This window comes from Ollibium composti (assembly GCF_004801285.1).
GTDB lineage: Bacteria > Pseudomonadota > Alphaproteobacteria > Rhizobiales > Rhizobiaceae > Mesorhizobium > Mesorhizobium composti.
Genome location: NZ_SSNY01000003.1, coordinates 287,246 through 308,479, shown reverse-complemented (window position 1 = coordinate 308,479; position 21,234 = coordinate 287,246). Strand labels below are relative to the sequence as shown.

The following is a 21,234-nucleotide window of genomic DNA, read 5'->3' as shown; positions in this document are numbered from 1 at the left end:
TTCCGTCAGGTCCGCCGTGCCGCGAGCGCGCGAGTAGCCGGCGAAGGCATAGAAGCGCGCCTTGGACCGGGCGTTGTTGTCCGTTCCGTCATACTTCGCCTGGATGAGGACCTGCGAATTGCCGACGATGAACGAGCCGTGGTCGAGGATGACGGTGTTGTCGCTGGAAACGCGCGCGTCCGAGGACGCCAGCGCCGCGCCGCCGACGCCGCCGGCGACGGTGTCGGTATAGGCCCGGTTCTTCTGGCGGGTGATCTCCGACTTGATGGCCACGGTGTTGCCGGTCACGTCGGCATTGCCGAGAAGGTGGATCTCGCTGCCCTTGAAGCCCGTTTCGTTATCGATGAAGGAGTCGGCGTTGATATCCGTCCCCGCGCCGAAGCCGCCGCCATAGGCGGTGACCTGGCTGTCGGCGAAATTGTCGACATTGGTCTGGACATTGACGGCACCGCCTGCCGTCAGCTTGCCGTTGACGCTGATCAGCGTTCCGAAATCGAGATCGGAGCTGGCGTCGGCAAGAAGCACGGCAATGCCGCCGCCGCCGTCCGACGAGGCCTGGCTGGTGACGTCGCTGTCCAGCTTCGTCTGTATGGTCAGGTCGGCGATCGCTTCGATGGTGGCGTTGCCGATGGTGATCGTCGAGGTGTTGCTGCCGCTGGCCTCGGCCCCGGCGACACCAACCTGGATGCCGCCGCCGCCGGCGCCGTCGGCCGTGGCGCTCACGCCCATGCGGCTGTTGGTCTCGATGACAACGGTCTCGCCCTTGAGGTGCGCACCGTCGGCGACCGTGAGGTTGGTGGAGACGGAGGACGTCGCGATAGCGGTCGAGTCCTGCACATTGACGCCGCCGCCCGAGCCGCCGGTCGAGGACGCGCTGGCCGTGCCGTCCCCGCCGGAGGGAGTCGCGAAGCCGAGCGCGCCGCCGATGCCGTCGAAACTGCCGGAGAGGCCGCTCGAAATATCAAAGAGCAGTTCCTGGCCCGAAGACGGGCCGCCGTCGCCGAGATCGAGGCCCTCGATGGCAAACTTGTGGGTGCCGCCGCTGGTCGCGCCGAGCGCGAAGTTGAGGGCCGTGCCGCCCGATGTCTCGGCGAGCTTGAAGGTGTTCGTCGTCGCGTCGCGGACGTAGTAGGTGCGCCCGTCGACCAGCTTGCCGCCGCCGGACAGTTCAAGCGGCTCATCCGCCGCAGCTCGTATGGAGTGCTCCGATGTCGCGCTGCCCTGGAAAAGATTAAGCGGGTTCGCGCCACGAGGCACGTCGTCATCCGGGTCCGCCGTGCCCTTCGTGTCGGTATAGCCGAGGGCATCCTGAGAGGTGAGCGCCAGACGGAAATAGTCGGTCGACAGACCGCTGCTGGCGACGAAGACATGCTGGCCTTCGACAATGGTGCCGGCCGGCAGGGCCACCTGGGTGGTGCCGTTGAAATAAACACCTCCGCCATAGGAGATGCCCGGCCCGTGATAGACCAGTTCCTGGCCCGCGGTGAAGCCGTGGCTCTTGATGAATATCCGGTTGAGCGCGTCGAAGGCGACGGAGGGGGCGCCGCCCGAATTGGGAATGCTGACCGTGGCGTCGATGAAGTTGCCCGCAAACGCCTTGGCGGGGTTGACGCGATAGGTGATCGCCGTGCCATCGGCGAAGTTGTGGTTCGCGTAGGTGATCGTGTCGTTGGCACTGCTTATCGCAGAGCGCGAGACCGTATCGGTGACGAGGTTCTGGCCGATCGCCTGCAACTTGATCGTGTTCTCATCGATCACCAGGACGCCATAGGCCGTTCCGTTGGTAAGCCCGTTGATCGTGTCGGCGCCGCCCGACTGGTAGACGACCACGTCGGCGTTGGCCTGGTTCCATCCGGCCTCGTCCCAGCCGCTGTTGAACTTGTGCCCTTCAACGGTGATCGTGTCGAATTCCGTGTTGACCGCGCCGGAACCAAACACCTCGCCGAGGCTGATGGCGTTGGGGCCGCGGACGATGACGTTGTATTCGCGGCCGCTCGTCAGCCCATTGCCGTTCGCGCCGTTGAAGGAAACCTGCGCGCCCGTCGCCAGAAGGTGCGGCAGGCCGAAGTCGATGGTTTCCGTGCTGCCGTTCGCGCTCTGGATGGTGCCGTCGGACACCGGCTGCGCGTCCCCGCCATGGCTGGCGCTGAGTTTCAGTTCCTTGCCGGCGGTCACGTTCTCGGAGCTGCCGACGTTGAAAGTCACGGCGCCGGTCGAATGCGCCGTCGGATTGAGGGTCTGGACCGCGACAATGCCGCCGCCTGCCGACTGGGTCGAAGAATCCGCGTCGGTGGTGAGGTTGGCGGTGACGTGGATGTTTCCGCCCAGGCGCATCACGCTGCCGTCGCCGGCGAAATTCACTGTCTGGGTGGTGTTCGTCGTCGCCGTGATCGATCCGGAATCCGCCTGCACGTTGATCGCGCCGCCGCTGGAGGCGCTCATGTTCGTATTCGAGATCGAGGCAGTTTCGGCGAGCACGTTCAGATTGTTCGCGCTGTTGGCCACGCCGCGATCGACATCGCCGGTGAACCCGACCGTGGTCGAACCCGTGGCATCGGCCGTCACCGTTCCGGTGGAAACCGCCACCAGGCCGCCACCCGCGTTCTGGAGCGTGCCATAGGCCTGATTGGAATGCCTGCCCGAAATGTTGATGTCGCCGCCGTCCGAAGTGAGCGACAGGCCGTTGCCGATCGACACGTTCAGCGTCGAGTTGGCGTCGACGTCCACGGTGCCGCCTTGCACCGACGCCAAGCCGCCGCCGGCATTGTCGGCATCGCCGATGGCGCCATAGCCCTGAGCCGTGGTGCGGAACTTGCCGCCAGGCCCGGCGGTTTCGTCGAAGTTGAGTTCGCCCGCGATATTGACGTTGCCGTCGGCGAAGATGCTGCCGCCGCTGCCATTGCTTATTGCGGTCTTCGCCTTGAAGTCGACATCGGTGGTGGAGTCCTTGACCTCCACCGCGGCGCCGCCCACCGAGGAAGCCTTGCCGACGGCATAGCCGTCGAGATCGGCCTTGAGGTCGAAGTCGCCGCCGCCATTGACAGTGATGTGGACATTGTCACCGATATAGCCGGTCGCCGCGCTCTCGTTCAGCGCCGTCGTCTTGACGGACTGGACGCCCGCGATCAGGGCGAAGCCCACGCCGCTGGCCGCCGAGCGCACGTTCGACGTCAGCCTGGCGTCGGCGTCGATGCCCGCCGCTCCGGAGGTGGTGATGGTCGCACCCGTCGCATCGCCCGCCTTGCCGATGGCGACGTTGGCCGAGCCATGGTCTTCGGCGCGGCTGTCGAGGCTGGCGATATCGGCGATACCCGCGCCGCCGCCCGAAGTGGCGACGCCGGTCGCGGTATGGCTGGCCTGGGCGTCGAGCCGCAGGCTCTGCGCGGTCAACGTGCCGCCGCCACCGATGGCCGCCGTGGTGTTGGAAGACACCACGGTCTTCAGCGTCGCGACGTTGAAGTTGATGCCGAGCGCACCGCCGCCCGTGTCGGACGACGGGCTGGCCGTCGTGGTGCCGTTGGCCAGCAGCGTCACAGCGCCGTTCGTCGCCGTCACGGTGGACCGGTCGCCGATGCTGGCCACGGTGTCGTGGCCCGAATTGGCGTTGATGGTGGTTACGTTGCCGGCCGCGATTCCCGCTCCGCTGCCCGCGGTCACGTTGGCGGCGGCGTCGGTGTTGGCCTTCGCGTCGAGCGTGATGGACGTGGCCGAGATGCTGGCGTCATTGCCGATCGCCGCGCGGGTCGAGGAAGGCGACAGGGTGAAGCCGACGATGTCGGGATCGTCGTTGATCCCGTCGCCGTTCACGTCCCCGTCGCCCACGACAGCGGTCGCCTTCAGCACGTTGACCGCCACCCCGCCCGAGCCCGAGCCGCCGGAAACCGAAGCGTCGGCCAGCGGCTGGCCGGTTTCGGTGCGCGCGGTGGCTGTGAAGCTGCCGCTCAGGGTCACATGGGCTCCATCGCCGACCAGCGCGCCGGTTTCGCGGCTTCCGACCGCGACGGGTTCGAGGGAGGTCACGGCCGCGATCAGCCCGCCCGAGCCAGATTCGATGTAAGCCCTGGCCTTGGCCGAGGCTTCCTCGGCCCGCAGGTCCACCGTGGTCGCGCCAAGCGTGGTGTTCTTGCCGATATAGGCCCGCGTCTTGCCGGCCAGCGTCGCCAGCGCGTTCACGTCGCTTACGCCGACGGCAAGGGCCACCGCGACGCCAGTTCCGGTCGCCTCGGCGATGCTGCGCCCGATAGCGTCGACATCCGCCGCGCCCGAGAGCGTGATCTCGGCGCCGTCGCCCGTCGCCTCGTCGAGGTTTCGTCCGATATAGGCTTCGACATTGTTGGTGACGTTCGCCTCCGGCCTCAGCACACTCACCGAGGCCACGCCCGAAAGCGTGAGCGAGAACAGGTCGGCATCGGCCCGCGCGTCGCCGTCGGCGAAGAGCTTGAGCGTGCCGGCGGACACTTTCGTGCCGTCGCCGGCAAAGGCGCGCGTCGTGCCGCCCGCATTCGCGGTCGGCCTGTAGGCGTTGACCGAGACGGCGAGCGAGCCGCTGCCGCCCTCCACGCTCGCGGTGGCGTCGATGTCGGAATAGGCCAGCACGTTGAGCGGCGAATTGGAGACGGTGATATTGGCGTCAGCCGAGCCGCCGGCGTCGATTTCCGCCGGAGCGCCGATGAAGGCCTCGACGATTCCCGTCACATTTGCCGTCGGGGCGATGTCCTGCACCGCGGCGCCCAGGCTCACATTGCCGGCGGTCGAGTGCGCGGTCGCGAGCATCGTCACGCGGTCGCTTCCGTCGACGCCCGCCTTCACGTTGAGGGTCCCGGCGTCGAGATCGACGCCGTCGCGCACATAGGACGACACGCGGCCCGAAACGGTCGCCGTGACTTCGTAGAGCGAGAGTTCGAGGAGCCCTCCGAACCCGCCGCCGTCGACATTCGCGTCGGCTTTCATGAAAGCGTCGGTGAAGACGTTGATCGTGCCCGTCGTGCCGACGTCGACATCCGTCGTCACATTATGCGCGGCATCGGCCGCGTTGGCGCCGATATAGGCTTCGACCACGCCGCTCGACGTGGCGGACGACGTGACGCTGCTGACCGACGCCGCACCCGCCAGGCTGAACGAGAACAGGTCGGACTTCGCCTCCATCTGCGGCGCGGTCGCGGTGACGTTGACGTTGCCGGCATCGACATCCATGCCCTCGCCGATATAGCCGCGCACGGCGCCATTGACGGTCGCGTTCATCCCAACGATGCCGACATCGGCGAGGCCCGAGATGCCGACGTCGAGCAGATCGGGCTTCGCCAGCATGTTGCCGTTGGCGGTGATCGAAAGCGTGCCGCCGCCCAGGTCGATCTTGCCGATATCGTCCGACGGCGTGGTCTTTGCGCCAGCACCCGCATGGGCGTCGACGGTGCCCGAGACGGTGGCGTTCGCGGTCAGGTCCGACACGCCGACGATGCCGGCGATGCTGACCACGTTAGTCTCGCCGACCGCGTCGTAGTCGCCATCGGCCATAATGGTGAGACCCGGCGCCAGAAGGTCGCCGCCCTGCCCGAAGAACGCCCGGGTCATGCCCGAGACCCTGGCGTTGGTCGTCAGATCGTTCACGGTGACGGACAAGGACGCATTGAGCTTGGAAAGGAGAGCGTTGGCGTTGAGGTCCGACCAGGCGTTGATCGTGACCGGCTCGTCGATGTCGATCACACCGTCATCCGAGCCACCTACCGCACGGCCGACCGGTGCGCCGACAAAGGCCTCGACGGTGCCGCCGGCAATCGCCTCCGCATCGCCGAGGCTGATGCCCGCGACGCCGGAGAAGCCGGCGGTGAAGGTCGTCGCGTTGGCGGTGTAGTCGATGCGGTCGGAATTCGAAGAGCCCGCCTGCACCTTCAACCGCTCGGCGCTTATGTCGACGCCGTCACGGACATAGGCTCGCGTCGCGCCCGCGATTTCCGCCGTCGGCCGGACATAGGAGATGTCGAGGCCGAAGGAGCCGGAAACCCCGTGGATTTCAGCATCCGCCTGCATCGAGGCGTCCGCGATCACATCGACATCGCCGTCGCCGGCGTCGGTGCCGGCGATGATCAGAACCGGGCTCGCGGTGCTCGAGGAGACATTCGCCTCCTGTGCGCCGACGAAGGCTTCGACCTGGCCGGTGACGCGCGACGGTGCGATCAGCGCATTGATCGAGGCGATGCCGGAGATCGTCCCGGCGACGCTGTCGGCGTAGGCCTTCATCGGCCCGGCCGGTCCGGTCGCGGCCTTCACCGTCAGATCGTCCGCGGTCAGCGTCGTGCCTTCGCCGACATAGGCGAAGATCGCCGCGCTGTTTTCCGCCGTCGGCATGAAGACCGTGGCGGCGATGCCGAAGGAGCCTGTGCCGCCGTCGGCCTTCGCCGTCGCGCTGCTGTCGCCCTGGGCGAAAATATCGGCGATGCCGGCGGATGTGTCGGTATCGTGGAGCGTGATGTTGACGGCGCCGCCCGGTGACGGCGCGTGCCCGGCGCGGGCGCCGACAAAGGCCTCGGTCTGGCTGTCGATCGTGGCCGTGGCCATAGAGACATTGACCGAAACGCCGCCACCGAGCGCAACTGTGGTGTTGACGGAGTTCACCGTCTCGTCCGAGATCGCGTCGATGTCGAGATCGCCGGCGTTCACCGTGGCGCGCTCGCCCACATAAGCCAGCGTCTGGGCCGCGATGGTCGCATCGGTCAGCGCGACGCTGACCGACAGGCCGGCCGCGAAGCCGAAACTCGTCGGCGTCGCAGTGGCCGTATGATCGGACTGGGCCTTGATCGTCAGTTCGCCGCCGGTCAGCGTGATCGTCGTCGCATCCGTGGCCGGATTGGCGTTGGCGAGATCGACCTTGCCCTTTGGATTGAAGTTGAAGACCAGCGGCGCGCCGTTCACCCGCGTCAGGCTGTGGTTTGCGCCGGTGCCCTGCGACTGCAGGAAGACATCGTGCTGGTAGATGGCGTCGCCTGTGTCCTCATCCTCCACATATTCGGCGAGGCGGATCGTGCCGTCGCCGTCATTGATGACAAGGTAGGTCTTGCCGCTCTCGAGGCCACCGATGTCGTCACCGCCGCCCGAATTGTAGGTGACGAGGTCGCCGGTCTGGAAACCCGTGTTTCCGATATAGATCGAGTTCGACACCGGCTCGACCCTGTCGCGCTGCTGCTGCGCGCGGTCGCCGACATAGGCCTCCGTCACCCGGTCGACGGAACCGCTCATGATCACGGCATTGCCTGCGCCGCCGAAGGCCAGCGCGACCGAGACGCCGTCGGGCAGCGCCTTGGTGGTCGACTTGGCAAGCACGTCCATGGCGGTGGCGTTGATCGAGGTCGCGCCATCGGCATAGGCGCGCGTCGCGCCGCCGATGCTGGCCTCGGCTATGACCACCGAGGCGCCGACACCGCCTGCGGCCGCCGTGCCGAGGGAGTTCGCGCGCGCCGTATGCGTGCTGTGGGCATCGATCACGACCTTGTTGCCGCTGGCCGTCAGGTTGGCGTTGCGGGCATAGGCCTCGACATTGCTGTCGAGGTTGGTGCGGGTGACCGCGCCGGCCCCGGCGCCGCCAAGGGAGATCGAAATGGAGACGACGTCGGCCTTTGCCTCGACGTCCTGGGTCGCGCTGGCGATGATCGAGAGGTCGTTCGCCCCGCCCGCGATCGCGCTGCTGTCCAGCACCGACGCAAGCACCGCATTGTGAATGTCGTTCTGGGCGATGCCGACGCCGATCGAGAGGCCGAGGAGGCCGCCGGAAATGGCGAGCGACAGCAGTTCGGCATGGGCGTCCGAAGTGTCGGTCGCCCTGACGGTCAGCGCCCCGTCGGCCGTGGCGGTCGAGTCCTCGTCGATCTTGGCGGTGACGGTCGAGGCGGAGGTGTTGCGCGCCACCGCGCCGGCGCCGGCGGCGGCGATGCCGATCGCCGCCGTGACCGCGACCGATACGGCCGTGGGCTTGGTGGTCAGCGTCGTCTTCGTGTCCGCGTCGACCAGGACGGAGCCGGTCTCGGCCGTCACCTTGCTGTTCGAGATCACGGCGCGCACGGTGCTCTTACTGGTGTTCTCCGCAAGGGCGGCCGAAATGGAGAGCGAGCCGCCGCCGATGCCGGCAGCAACCGCCACCGACGCGGCAAGCGCGTCGGCATCGACGGTAAGCGATTCGGTCGCGTCCACCGTAACGTTGTCGGCCGTGACCGATTGGCCCGAGGCCGTGTCGGCATTGGTGATCGCCGCTTCGACGACGCTCGTCACCGTGTTGGAGGTGACCGCCGCGCCGGCCGCGCCGGCGATCGAGCCTCCAGCCGAAGCCGAGATCGAAACGGACACACCAATCCCGTCGACTTCGATATTGGCGCTCGACGTGGCCAGGACAGACAGGTCGCCCTCGACATCGATCGTGCTGTCGTCGATCTTAGCACGCACGGTGCCGTCATAGGTGTTGTCGGCGAAGGTAAGCGCCACCGAGAGGCTCAGCGAGGCATATGCCGATCCGGAAACGGCAAGTGCGGCGCTCAGAACGAAGGTGTCGGTGACGGACGTATCGTTCGCCGCGACGATCAGGTTGCCGGGCGTTTTCACCGTGCTGCCGCCCAGGATCAGCGCTTCGGTGGTGGTCCCGACATAGGTGCTCGCCGTCGCCACGCCCACCGAGGCGGTCACCGCCGCCGTTCCGGAAAGCGCGATCGATACAGCCGCCGCGACCGACGTGGTCACGACGTCGCCGTCCGACGTCGCGGTCACGAGCGTGTCGAGATTGCCGGTCTGGGTGACCGTCGCGCCGCTGATCTTCGCCCGCGTCGCCGAATCGTAATCGATATCCGCCAGCGCCGCCGCGCCGGAAAGGCCCACGGAAGCCGTGCCAGAGGCCGCGATCGAGGCTGCAACCGCAACCGTGACCGTCTCCAGGTCCGCCCGGTCGAGAGCCGTCACCGTCACCCGGTCGGCAGTGATCGTGCCACCGTCGATCTCCGCCGTGGTCTGGTTGGTGAGCGAGGCCGTGGCATTCACGCCCGCGCCCGCGCCGCCCACCGCGAAGGTGCCGCCCACGGCAACCGAAATCGAGGCTGCGACGCCGATCGTGTCGACGTTCAGCCGGTCGGCGCCCTCGACGCTCTGCGCCTTCACTTCAACGAGGTCGCCTGTGGTTATCGTCGAATTTGCGATGCTCGCGCTGACCGCGTTCTCGACCGAGACATCCGCCGTGACGACGGAGACCGCGACCGACACGCCTCCGGTGCCGCCGAAGGAACCGGCGATCGCCGCCGCCACCGCGACCGTGGAGACATCCATGGTGCCATAGGCGTTGACCCGCACGATGCCGCCATCCGTGATCGTCGAGCCGGTGATGCTCGCCGCGGTGGTGCCGCCCACGGTCGCGTCGGCCAGGACCACCGAGCCCGCCGCCGCCACGCCCACCGTCGAGCCGCCGCCGATGCTGATCGAGGCCGCGACCACCACGGTATCGATCTCGGTATCGCTGCGCGCCGTCACCGCGACCGTGCCCGGCGACGCCAGGTTCGCCGCCAGGATCGATGCAAGCACGGCCGTCGTCATGTCGAGGGTGGATTTGACCACCGAGATGCCGAGCGCGACGCCCGCGCTCGACCCGACAGCCGCGCTGACGGAGGCTGCGACGCCCACGGTGTCGATGTCGGCCCGGTCGCTCGCGGTCACCGTCACGGTGCCGAGGTCGGTGACAGTGCCGGCGCCCAGGATCGCCGAGACGGAATTGCCCATCGTGGTCGTGACTTCGACGCCCGAACCGGCGGCGCCCACCGCGACGTTGCCGCCGCCCGCAACGCTTACCGCCGCCGCGACCGCGACCGAGTTGATCTCGGTCTCGTTGGTCGCCGTCACCAGGACGGGACCGCCGGCAGCGACGGACTCCGAGTCCAGGATCGCCTTAAGGTCGGTGTTGACCTCGTTGTCCACGATCGAGATCGCCGCGCCCGCGGCGATCGAAGCCGAAGACCCGACCGAAATCGCGACCGAAGCGGCAACGCCCACCGCGTCGATACCGGAACTGTCTTCGGCGGTCACCGAGACGCCCGTGCCACTGGTGATGTCGCCGCCAAGCAAATGGGCCGAGACGGTGTTGTTCATGGCGTTGTCGATGACCACCGCGCTCACGGTGACGCTCACCGCGACGCTCGACGAGACGCCCGCCGAGATGCTCGCCGCGACGCCCACGACCGAGATCTCGCCCGACGCGTCCGCCGACACCGAAACGTTGGAGCCGCTCACATGCGAACCGGTGATCAGCGCTTCCGTCACGCCGGTGCTCTCGTTCATGGCTTCGGTCACCGAGACGGTCACGGCCGCCGAGGCGCCGCCGCTGCCTGCCGCGACGCCCACCGAGGCCGCGACCACGGTCGCCTGCATCTTGGTCCCGGAAACCTCGAGCGGCGCAAACAGATCGATGAGCTGCGCGCCTTTCGTCAGCGTATGACCGCCGTCGAGGCCGGCGCTCGTGAGATCGATGGCATCGCCGTTACTGGCGTCGGAAAGCGTCGCCGCAAGACGGATGCGCCCGTCCTCGGCAGCGATGACGAAATAGGTTTCGCCGTCCTGCAGGCCGCCGATGGCCGGCCGGTCACTGCTTGAGTAGACGACCTGGTCGCCGGTCGTCAGTCCTGCGGCGTCGCCCACATAGATGCTGTCGTCGCCGGTGTCGACGATGGCGAACTGGCGGCCTTCGCCGCCCGGGTCGCCGATCCGCACGGCGGTGCCGGTCTTGGCCTCGCCGGATTCATAGGCCGACAGCGTCTGCGCGCCGCCGTGGCTGTTCGTCGTCAGGTCGATCACCGGGCCGCCATTGGTCGCGGAAAGCTGGATCTTCCCGTCGACCTTGGAGACGACCCAGTAAATGTCGGCCGTATCCTCGATGTCGTCGTCCTCAAGCAGCGACGGCGTGCCGTTGTCGTCGGTGACCGTGACGGTATCTACCAGCCCGCCGATATTCGTGCCCTTGCGCGGGTCGGCGTTGCCGTTGGAATAGACCACCCTGTCGCCCACCTCGAAGCCCGAGGCGTCGCCCACGAAGATCGTGTTCGCGTCGACGTCGACGATCTCCTCGGTCACGCGTGTCGCCAGGTAGCTGCCGGTGCCGTCCTGTTCGACGGCGTCGATGCTGACGATGCCCGCGGCATCGATCGACGAATCCTCGGCCAGGGCCTGGACCACACCGCTATAGATGTTTTTGGCGCTGGCGCCCGCTCCGGTGAAGGAGAAGGAGGTGCCGCTGCCGGCCGCCACGGCCACGCTTGCGGCGATGGTCTTGACGATGATGCTGGTGCCGGAAACCGCGTCGATATCGACGAAACCGCCAGCCGTCAGATCGCCGCGAACGATGCCGCCCGTGACGTCGGTGCTCACGTCGTTGCGCGCAATGGCGGTCGCCGCGCTCGCGGTCATGGTGAAGCTGCCGCCGCTCGCGGAGATGCTGATGGACGCGGAGATGTTCAGGGCATCGACGACGGTCAGGTTCGAGGCCTTGATGGTCACGTTGTTCGCCGAGACGCCCTTGTCGAGCGACGGAAGGACATTGTCGAGACTGTCGCGGATCACGGCTTCGACGGAGCCGGCGACCGTGCTCGTGGCCTGGGCGACCAGGACCGACAGGCCGGCCGAGACGCCGCTGCCCGATGCGGCGACGGAAATGCTCGCCGCGACGGCGATCACGTTCACCGAGCCCGATGCCGTGGCCATCAGCGACAGATCGCCCCCCGCCGTCAGCTTGCTGTTGTCGATGAGGGCCGATGTTTCGGTCGTCACGGTGTTGTCCGCGATGGACAGGACCACGTCCAGGGTGACGGCGGCGCCGGACCCCGTGGAGGCGGCGATGTTGGCCGAGGCCGCGACCACCTTCGCATCGACCGTCGCGGCGTTGGTGGCCGCAATATTGGCGGAACCGGTCGTCGTGACGACGGAACCGTTGATCGCGCCGGCCTCGATGACGTTGCCGATGGTGTTGAAGGCAAGCGCGCCGGTGCCCTGCCCGCCGAGCGTGAAGCTGCCGCCCACGGAGACGGAGACCGAGGCTGCGACCGCCACCACGTCGATCTCGGCGGTGGAGCTTGCCCCCGCCGTGAAGCTGGCGCCGGAAACGGTGGCGTTGTCGACCACGGCGCGGGTGGTGTTGTTGATTTCGTTCACCGCGACGGACGCGGTCACATTGACGCCGACGGACGGGCTGTTGCCCGACGAAATCGTCGCGCTGATGGTTGCGGAGACGATGTCCGCCTTGATCGTGGATTCGTCGCGCGCGGTGAGCGTCACCGCGCCCGGAACCGTAAGGGCGCCATTTTCGATGACGGCCTCGACGGTGCTGGCGGTCAGGTTCACGGCCACCGAGGCGTCGACCGAGACGTTGACAGACGTGCCGCTCGACGAATTCGAAACGGAGACGCCGGCCATCACCGTGACGGCATCGATATCGGCCCGCGACGTAGCCGAGAGCGTGGCCGCACCGGCGCTGGAGGATACATCGACCCCCGAGATCGCGGCGCGGGTGATGCTCGACGCGTCGGCATCGCCGACCACGATATCCTCGGGATCGTCCGCGCCCGGATTGGAGGCGTCGTCCTCTCCAAGGATGATGGTTTCGGCGCCGAGGCCGATCTTGTTGACCGCAACGGCCGCGCCGAGCGAGCCGTTGATCGATGTCCCGCTGGACGCGTTCGAGACGCTCAGCTTGGCGGCGATGGCCGTCGCTTCGATGGTGGCGTCATTGGTGAGCGACCCGTTCTGGGCCGTGATGCTGACCGGCCCACCTAGGCTGACGGTGGGGGTCAGTCCGTCGGGATCGGCGACCTCCGCGATGGCGTCGTTATCGATGTCGTTGATCGCGACCGCGCCCGTCGCCTGTGCGCTGACCGAACTGCCGCTGGAGGAGGACGAAACCGTCAGCGAGGCTCCGACGGCAAGGGCCTTGATCGTTGCCGAGCTTTCGGCCGAGATCGTCAGACCGCCGCCGGCGGTCACCTCAATGGACAGGATCTGCGCCGCCGTGCGCATGGCGATGTCGTTTTCGGTGATCGAAAGGCCGAGGCCGACACCGACGTTGGAACCGCTGCCGCCGACCGTGATGGACGCCGATCCGGAACCGGCGGTCGAGGTGATCGTGCTTGTGTCTTTCGCGATCAGCGTGACGTTGCCGCCGGTCGTGACCGTGCCGGCAACCGTCGATCCGTCGACGAGACGCGTACCGATGACGGCTTCCGTCTTGCCGGCGATGAAGTTCCCCGAACCGGATCCGGCGCCGGCAAGCGCCAGCGGACCGCTGTTGGAAGACACGGAGCCGGAAACGGCGAAGGTCGTGGCGGTGATCGTTCCGGTGAACTCGGAGGTCAGCGAAACATTATCGGACTGGGTGATGCTGGCGCCACGCAAGGCTGCGCTGGTGACCGCCGTGATTTCGTTGACCGCAGCGGCCGCGCCAACGGCGATGGCGCCGAGATTGCCGCCCTTCAGCGACACGGCCAGCGCGCCCGAGCCGGCATCGGCAGTCACACTTGCGGAATTTGTCGCCGTGAGCGTCACGTCGCCGGTCGCTGTCACGCTGCCGCCGATAATTTCGGCTACGGTGTCAGCCTTCACATAGTTGCCTGAGCCGGAACCGGCGCCGCCGAACGCGCTGCCGCCGCTCGTCGACGCCGCGGCCGAGCCCGCGATGGTCAGTGCATCGATGACGGCACTGTTGTCGGCCGTGGCCGACACGTTGGCGGCCGAGATGGAGGTGTCCGTCGCCGTCGCCGAAATCGTCTGGGTGATGTCGTTGACCGCGACCGACGCACCCACTGAGCCCGCCGTCGTGCCGTTGTTAGTCGAGATCGTAATGGCGACCCCGCCGGAATCCGCGCTGATCGCCGAATCGTCGCCTGCGTCAAGCGTCAGGTCGCCGGTGGTCGAGACGCTGCTGCCCGCGCCGATATCGGCCCGCGCTTCCGTCTCCACCATGTTCACGGTCACCGCGCCGGCGCCGGAGAAGTTGACGGAACTCTTCTTGCCGGAGCTGGACGAACTGGTGCCGATCACCCCCGCGACCGCGATCGTCACCGCGTCGATGTCGACCTTGGAGTGGGAATCCAGACGGACTCCGCCCCCCGCCGCGTTCAGCGTGTTGCCGCCGAGCGCGCTCGCCCACACGAAATTGTCGACCTCATTGACGGTGACCGAGCCGGTGATGCCGGCGTCGCCGCCACCGAGGGTAATCGCCAGGCCGCCCGTGACGTTGGTCAGGTTGGTTTCGCCGGCGCCACGCAGCAGGATTCCCTGCGCCGCGTTGGCCCCGGTGTTGGCCGGATTGACCGCGACGCCATTGCCGATGGTGGCCTTGGTCTCGCCCTTCAGGACCGCAACGCCGACCGAGGCCGCGATCCCCACCTTGGCGCCACCGCCGGAACTGCTGCTGCCGCCCGAGCCGCCGCCCTGGCCGCTATTGTCGCTGCCCAGCGAACCGGACGCCGCTATGGCCAGCAGGAACACGTCGCCGTAGCTGGTCGCGGTAACGGCAAGGCCGCGGACGGATTCCGTGCCCTGATTGCCGTCGGCGTCGAACAGTCCGTCGTGCACCGAGGCGGTCTTGCCTCCGAGCGCGGTGATCGTGGACCCTGCGCCCACGGTCGCTGTGGTCTGGTCGAGATCGACCAGGATACCGATGGAAACGCCGACCGCCGATCCGCTCAGCGAGAGGCCGAGCGTACCTGCATAGCTTTCGATCACCGTCTTGCTGTCTGCCGCGACGACGACCGAACCGTCGGCATCGATCGCAGCTGTACCGGTGGTTGACGCAGCATCCTCCGGGTCGCGTCCGACCAGCGCCCGTGTCGTGGTATCGTTGACGAGCACATTGAGCCCGCCGGCGCCCGAAGTGCTGTTGCCTGCCCCGGCATTGACGGTGAGTTGGAAAAAGTCCTCCGACGAGGTGGCGTCGACGACGACATTGCCGCCGGCGGCGACCGTGGTCGCCGCACCGTTCCGCGTCTCGACCAGCGCCTCGGTGGTTTCATTGAGAACTGTGACGTCGAGGCCGATGCCGACGCCGCTGCCGCTCTTTTGCCCAGTGCCGATGGTGACCGCGATGCTGCCCGCGAAATCGATGACGCTCACGTCGCTCGACGCCGTCACCGAGACGTCGCCTGCCGTGGCTGTGACCGTCGCGCCGGAACCTATGCTCGACCGGGTGGTCACGTCGAAGACGTTGATGACGGCCGAGCCCGCGCCTGCATCGCCGCCCGTGCCGATGGCCGCGCCGATCGCCAGATTGGTGACGTCGACGCCCGTGTCCACCGCCTTGACGAATGGCGAGACGATCTCGAGCGGCTTGAACGTGGTCGCGGCGCTTACGCCGATATTGCCGCCATCCGCCGTAACCGTGGCGTCGCTGCCGATCGTGGCCAGCGTCTCGACATCGAGAACGCCGATGGTGACCGCTGCGCCAACCGTCGTGTCGGAACCACCGCCGCCGCCATTGCCGCCGGCGATCCTCAGCGCGCCGCCGCCGGCGATGTTCTGCATACCGATATCCTGGCGCGCGGTAACCGTGACGTCGCCCGTCAGCGCGGTGACGGTCGCACCGTCCGCGATGCTGGCGCTCACCGTGTTCGGGTCGCTAGTTGCCGGCGAACCGAGCACGCTGAAGGCGACCGCGCCGGCGATGCCGAGGCTCGATTTGTCGCCGCCGCTTCCCTGGCCGCCGCCGAGGCCACCCTGGGTGGAGCCGCCGCCGCTGCTCTGCTGCGAGCCGGCTCCCGAAAGAGCCAACGCCTTGAACGTGTTCGTCTCGCCGGCGCTGGTGCCGGCCTCGACGGTCACCGATCCTGCCGTCGTGGTGCCGTCGCCGAGCCGGGCCGTGGTGTCCATCAGCGCGACGTTGAACGCCACCGCGGCGCTCACATTGTTGGATGCGGACGAGCCCTTGGTGAAGGCGATGCTCACCGCCTCCGCCTGCGCATCGACGTCGCTGATCGCTTTGACCGACAGGTCGCCGCTGGCATCGATCGTCACATCGTCCGCGATCTCCGCCGCGACCTTGGACACGATCACCGTGCCGCCGATCGACGCCGCAATCCGCAGCACGCCGCCGGATGTCTGCGTGCCCGCCTGATTGGCGTTGGCGTTGCCCTGCCCGCCGGGATTCGTCGTCTGGTTCTGCGATGTCTGGTTGGCGCTCGCCACCTGGGTCTGCGGGGTCGGCTCGGTCAGGCTGGAATTCGTCCTGGCGTTCAGGAAGCTGGTCTGCGAGCCCGTCTGGCTCTGCGCGGTCTGGCCACCGCTGTTGGCGTTCTTTTCGCCCTCGGCGCTGCCCGTCGCGAGCACCGTCGAGGTGATCGTGCCCTTGGCTTCGACCTTCACGTCGTCGGCAACCGCCGTGCCTGTCGAGACGCTGCGCTCGAGCCGCGCGCCGACATCGTCCTCGGTCCAGCCGAGCGCGATGGCCGCGCCGACGCCCGTACCGCCAGAACCGGTCACTTCGGCATTGGCTTCGGTCGTCTGGCTGACCACATTGTCAGCCGTGATCGTCAGGTCGCCCTCGATTTCGAGCGCCCCAAGACCCGCCAGCACCCGCGCATCGGTGTGGTTGTCGGAAACTCCGAGCGCGATGGCGCCGCCGACCGAGGTGCCGCCCTGGCCAGCGCCCGCGCCGGCGGTCGCCAGCGTGATCAAACCGTGGCCGGCGCTGGCGCTGACCTCAAGGTCGTTCGCCGTTACCGTGGCCGAGCCGTTGATTTCGGCCAGCGTGTCGTAGCCGGCATAGCCGACGGCAAAGGAGAGGCCGACGCCGGTGGTCGCACCCGTCGCCGCGGTCGCCGGAAACGCCCGCGTGAGCGTATAGGCCGTTGTCGCGGCCTTGACGGCCGATGCGCCAATATCCGTATCGGCATCGTCGCCGTCCCGAGCGGTGATGGCTGCGCCGTCGCCGAAAATAGCGCTGGTTTCGCCCTCGGCGACGTTGATCGCCACCGAACCCGCGACGCCGATCTTGCCCTTGCTGGCGCCCGATTTCGCGGTCGCGTCGGCCGAATGGCTGGTTTCGGTCAGCTTATGGCCGTCCCCGGTGCCGGACGAGGTGATGTCGATCGCCTCGCCCTTCAGGGCCTTGGCGCGATCTTCGGCGAGCTTGATGTTTCCGTCGCCGTCGACGATGGCGAAATAGGTGGTGCCGTTGGTCAGGCCGCCAATGTCGGTATTGCCGCCGCCACCGTTGGAATAGACGACCTCGTCGCCGGTCACCACGCCGGGAGACGCAAACCGCGCCGCATCGGGGTCGAAGGTGATGTCATCGTCTTCGGCGGTCTCGGTGCGCTGGAGCTTGTGTGAATTGCCGGAACCGAGGCTGGTCAGGTCGATTGCCTCGCCGTCGTCGGCCTTCTGCGCGGTTTCGGCGAGTTGGATCAGACCTTTCTCGCCCTTGATGACGTAATATTCAGTACCGCTGGTCAGTCCGCCGATGCTGCCGCCGCCACCGTTGGAATAGGTGACTTTCTCGCCAGTCTCGAGACCGGGCTGCTCGCCGACGAAGATGGTGTCGGCATCGAGATCGATGGTCGAAAGCGCCTCGATCTCGCGTTCGGCCATCCCTGCCTCGACAGTGACGCCGTCGCCGGTCACGGCGGCATGTTCGATCAGGGCATGGTTCTGGCTGTCCGAGGCGTTGACCGCGACGGCCGCGCCGATGGCAGTGGCGTTCGAAGTGGTCACCGACTTGCCGTCGGCGGTTGCGGCGGCATCGTGGTTGGCGAGACTCTTGACGGTGACGCCACCCTCTGCGGCAACGGTGATCGGCGTGCCAACGGTGCCGCCGATGACCGCACGCGAGGACGTATCCTGCGCGATATTGATGCCGATGGCCGCCGCCACGCTGAGCGGACCGGACGACGTGCTGGTGCCCGGCGCCGTTGCGTTCGAACCGCTGGCGTTGTTGGCGCCCGCGACCTGGGTGTCGGTCTGGCTCTGGGTGGTGCTGCTGCCGTTGTCGCCCTCCTGCTTGGCGCCGGTGGCGCTGGCCTTGGAATCGGCACGGCTCGCCGCCCGGCTGGTCGCCGAGACGAGCACCGCCCCGCCCGCCGTGACGCTGCGCGCCAGATCGGCGAGCAAACTGCCCTGCACGATCGTCAGCGCAAGGCTTGCGCCGACCGCCGCTTTGGTGCCCTTGGCCGCACCGGTGGCGATGGAGGCCGCCTCATTGTCTTGTTCGGCGGTGACGGTCAGGTCACCGGTAACCGTAAGTGCCGGCCCGGCCAGAATCTCGGCGCTCGTGTCGTTAAGCGCGACCGTGGTCGCAACGACTGGAGTGACGGCCGTGCCGCCCGTCGTGCCGCCTTCGGCCGTGGAAATAACCGCATGCTCCCCCTTCGCCGAAACGGTGACGTCGGCCGCACCGGCGACCGCGCCTGAAATGCGGGCGAGCGTATCGTTGTCGCCGACGCCGATCGCCACGGAGGCGCCGATGCCGGTCGAGTTGCCCGCACCGTCGACAGAGGCTTTGGCGGAGGTCTCGATGGCGGTGGAGGCCTGCGCCGAAACCGTCAGGTTGGCGCCGTTCAGGGTGATGTTCGCGCCGCTCTCGATCCGCGCCTCGGTGGTGGCGGTGACGATACCGATGGCGAGCGAGCCGGCAAAGCCGGTCTTGCCGCCGTCGCCGACGCCGGACGTGGCTTCGGTCTTATAGACGCTGCCGGCATCGAGGGTCGCGGTCAGGATCACGTTCGGGGTGGTGAAACTGCCGGTGCCGCCGAGCGAAACCCGCGTTTCGGGCGTGATGTAGCTGATCGCCACGGCGACACCGACGCCGGTGCCGCCCGCAGGCGGCGGGTCCTGGGCTTCGCCGGTGTTGGACCCGTCGGCGCTGGACGTGATCGTGTCGGAGGTCGTCGCCGTCAGCGTGACGTCGCCGGAACTCGCGATCGAGCCTGACGTGTTGCTGGAGATTTCCGTGACTGGCTTATAGACCGTCACAGCGACCGCGCCCGCAAATTTGACGGAGCCCTCGGCCGTCTTCGCATCGTTGCTGGCGAGTTGCTGCTCGGATTCGTTGGTGCCGCCGGCGCTCTCGTCGCCACCACCCTTGGTCGAGATCGCCGAGGTCGTGATGGTGCTGGTGGTGGTCGCGGTGAGCGCGACGGAAGTCGGTGTGGTGGTGGCGCCGATCGAGGCGGCATCGCCGAGCTTCACGCCAGTGGCCGCGACGACCACCGTCGCGGCAACGGTCGCGCCAGCTCCGCCCTGCGTTCCGTCGGCGACGTTCTCAATCTCGAAAGTCGAAGCGGCATCGGCGCTGACCGCGCCGGCTGCATTGATCGTGCTGATCCCGTAGATGCCGATTTCGGACTTGGAAATCAGCGTCGTCACCGCGATCGCGGCGTCCACCTTGGCCTCGGTGTCGCTCGAATCCGCGGCATCGGCCGCCGCGACGGTGACATTGACCGCCGTGCCGAGATCGATCTTGCCGGTGGCCGAGACATGGGCACCGGATGCGCCATCGCCGGCAACGCCGAAGGTGATCGTCGCCTTGGGCAGCCCAAGCACGATAGCGCCGCCGATGCTTCCGATCTGGCCCTGGCTGGGCGTGAGCGAGGAGGTCGCGGTCGCGCTCATCACCACGTCGCCCGCCGTTGCGGACACATCGCCCTTGACGTTTATGGTGGCGTGCGGCGCGGCCAGATAGACGCCTTCGGTGAGTTCCGTCGGAATCAGGCCGTTGCCCTCGCCGGCGGCCTCGAAGTTGACGGAGGTGCCGGAAACAGACGCTCCAGCGTCTACGTTGATTTCCTCGGCCTTGAAATGGATCGCTCCCGCGGTCAGGGAGCCGGCCACGATGATGTTGTCGAGCCCGTCCTCGCCGTCGACCGTCAGGCTCGCGCCGCCGAGATCAATGGTGCCCTGGAAGGTGATCGCGTCACCCTGGATGAAATTGATGAGGCCAAGCGCTACATCCGTCTGGCCGACATATTCGTTGAGAAGCGGAAACAGGCCCTGATCGTTGCCAAGCCTGATCGTGACGGAAGTGGTCGGAATTGCGAAGGTAGCCTGCTCGAAGGTCGAGACGACGCTTTGCGAGGCAACCGTCACGGTCGAGCCGTTCATCGTTACCAGGGCATCGTCGGAATTGCCGCTGAGATCCACGGTCACATTCGCCGCGTTACCGAGATCGACCGGCTCCAGGCCGGCATATGTCAGCACCTTGCCATCGCGCGTGATGGTGCCGGAATTTGCGTCAAAGGCCTTGTAGACAACCGTGTCGGAATTACCTTCCAGCGCCAGGCTGTCGAAGCCGCCAGCGCCACCGTCGATGACGCCGCTTATGGCGCCGCCCGCGGAAACGACAAAGGTGTCCTCGTTGTCGGCCGAACCCCGAAGGTTCTCGACCTCAACGAAGGACACCCCTGAAACACTGCCCGAATCCTGTCCGGTTATGCTCCAGGTGGTGTTTGCGGGCGGACCGGTCACCGCATCGCCGCCTGCGCCGCCGCTCAGCAGGATCTTGCCGGCGAGCGCCGTCTCGAAGCCGCCATGGACGAAGGTGTCGTCACCCGCGCCGGCATCGACGGTCAGCGTGACGCCCGGATGCAGGAAATTGTAGGTGAGCGCGCCGCCGGCGCCGATCGCGTCGATGCTCGAGACGCCGTCTCCCACCGTGCCGTTGTCGCCGATCCTGAGCGTCTGGCCCTGCCCTGTCGCATCCCGGAAGATGCGGTTGCCGGCCGCATTCGTGTCCGAGACCGTGCCGACGCCGGTGAAGCCGATCGTCTGCGCCCCGGCCGCGCCGTTGACCGTGACGGCCCCGGCACCGTCGCCGGTCATCGTCACGGTGACGTCCGTGACGTCGCCGCCCGACAGCGCCAGTACATCGTCGCCGTCGCCGCCTTCGAAGTCGATTTCGATCCCTTGCAGGAACTCCTTGGCGAAGTCCACCGTCAGCCGATCGTTCGCGGCCGTGCCGACCACCTGGATGAAATTGATGTCCTGCGCGCTGCGGCTGTCGATCAGCGTACCGGTCCGGTCGTCGAAAACCTGAACCGTCTGAATAAGATTGTCGTACTTCAGAGAATAATGAGCGCCGCTGGCGTCGCCCGTCATGTCGATCCGGAAGGGAATGATGTCCGCCGAGAGCAGAAACCGCGGCTCCAGCGGCTCGAGCCGGAGACCGGGCAGATGACTGGTGGCGGAGTGCGGTTTCCGGCTCGCCTTGCGCTTCCTGCCCCAGCCGAGCAACCGCGCCCACAC

1 protein-coding gene (running past one end of the window) is annotated in these 21,234 nt (G+C 67.4%); it reads right to left on the bottom strand.

Features of this window, described 5'->3' with window-relative positions; translation table 11 throughout:
* Positions 1–21,234, bottom strand: the 5' portion of a protein-coding gene (locus E6C48_RS07280) for an LEPR-XLL domain-containing protein (protein ID WP_168734472.1). Its footprint begins 14,463 nt before the window's first position; only the first 21,234 of its 35,697 coding nucleotides appear in the window; the start codon lies at positions 21,232–21,234; its stop codon lies beyond the left edge, outside the window.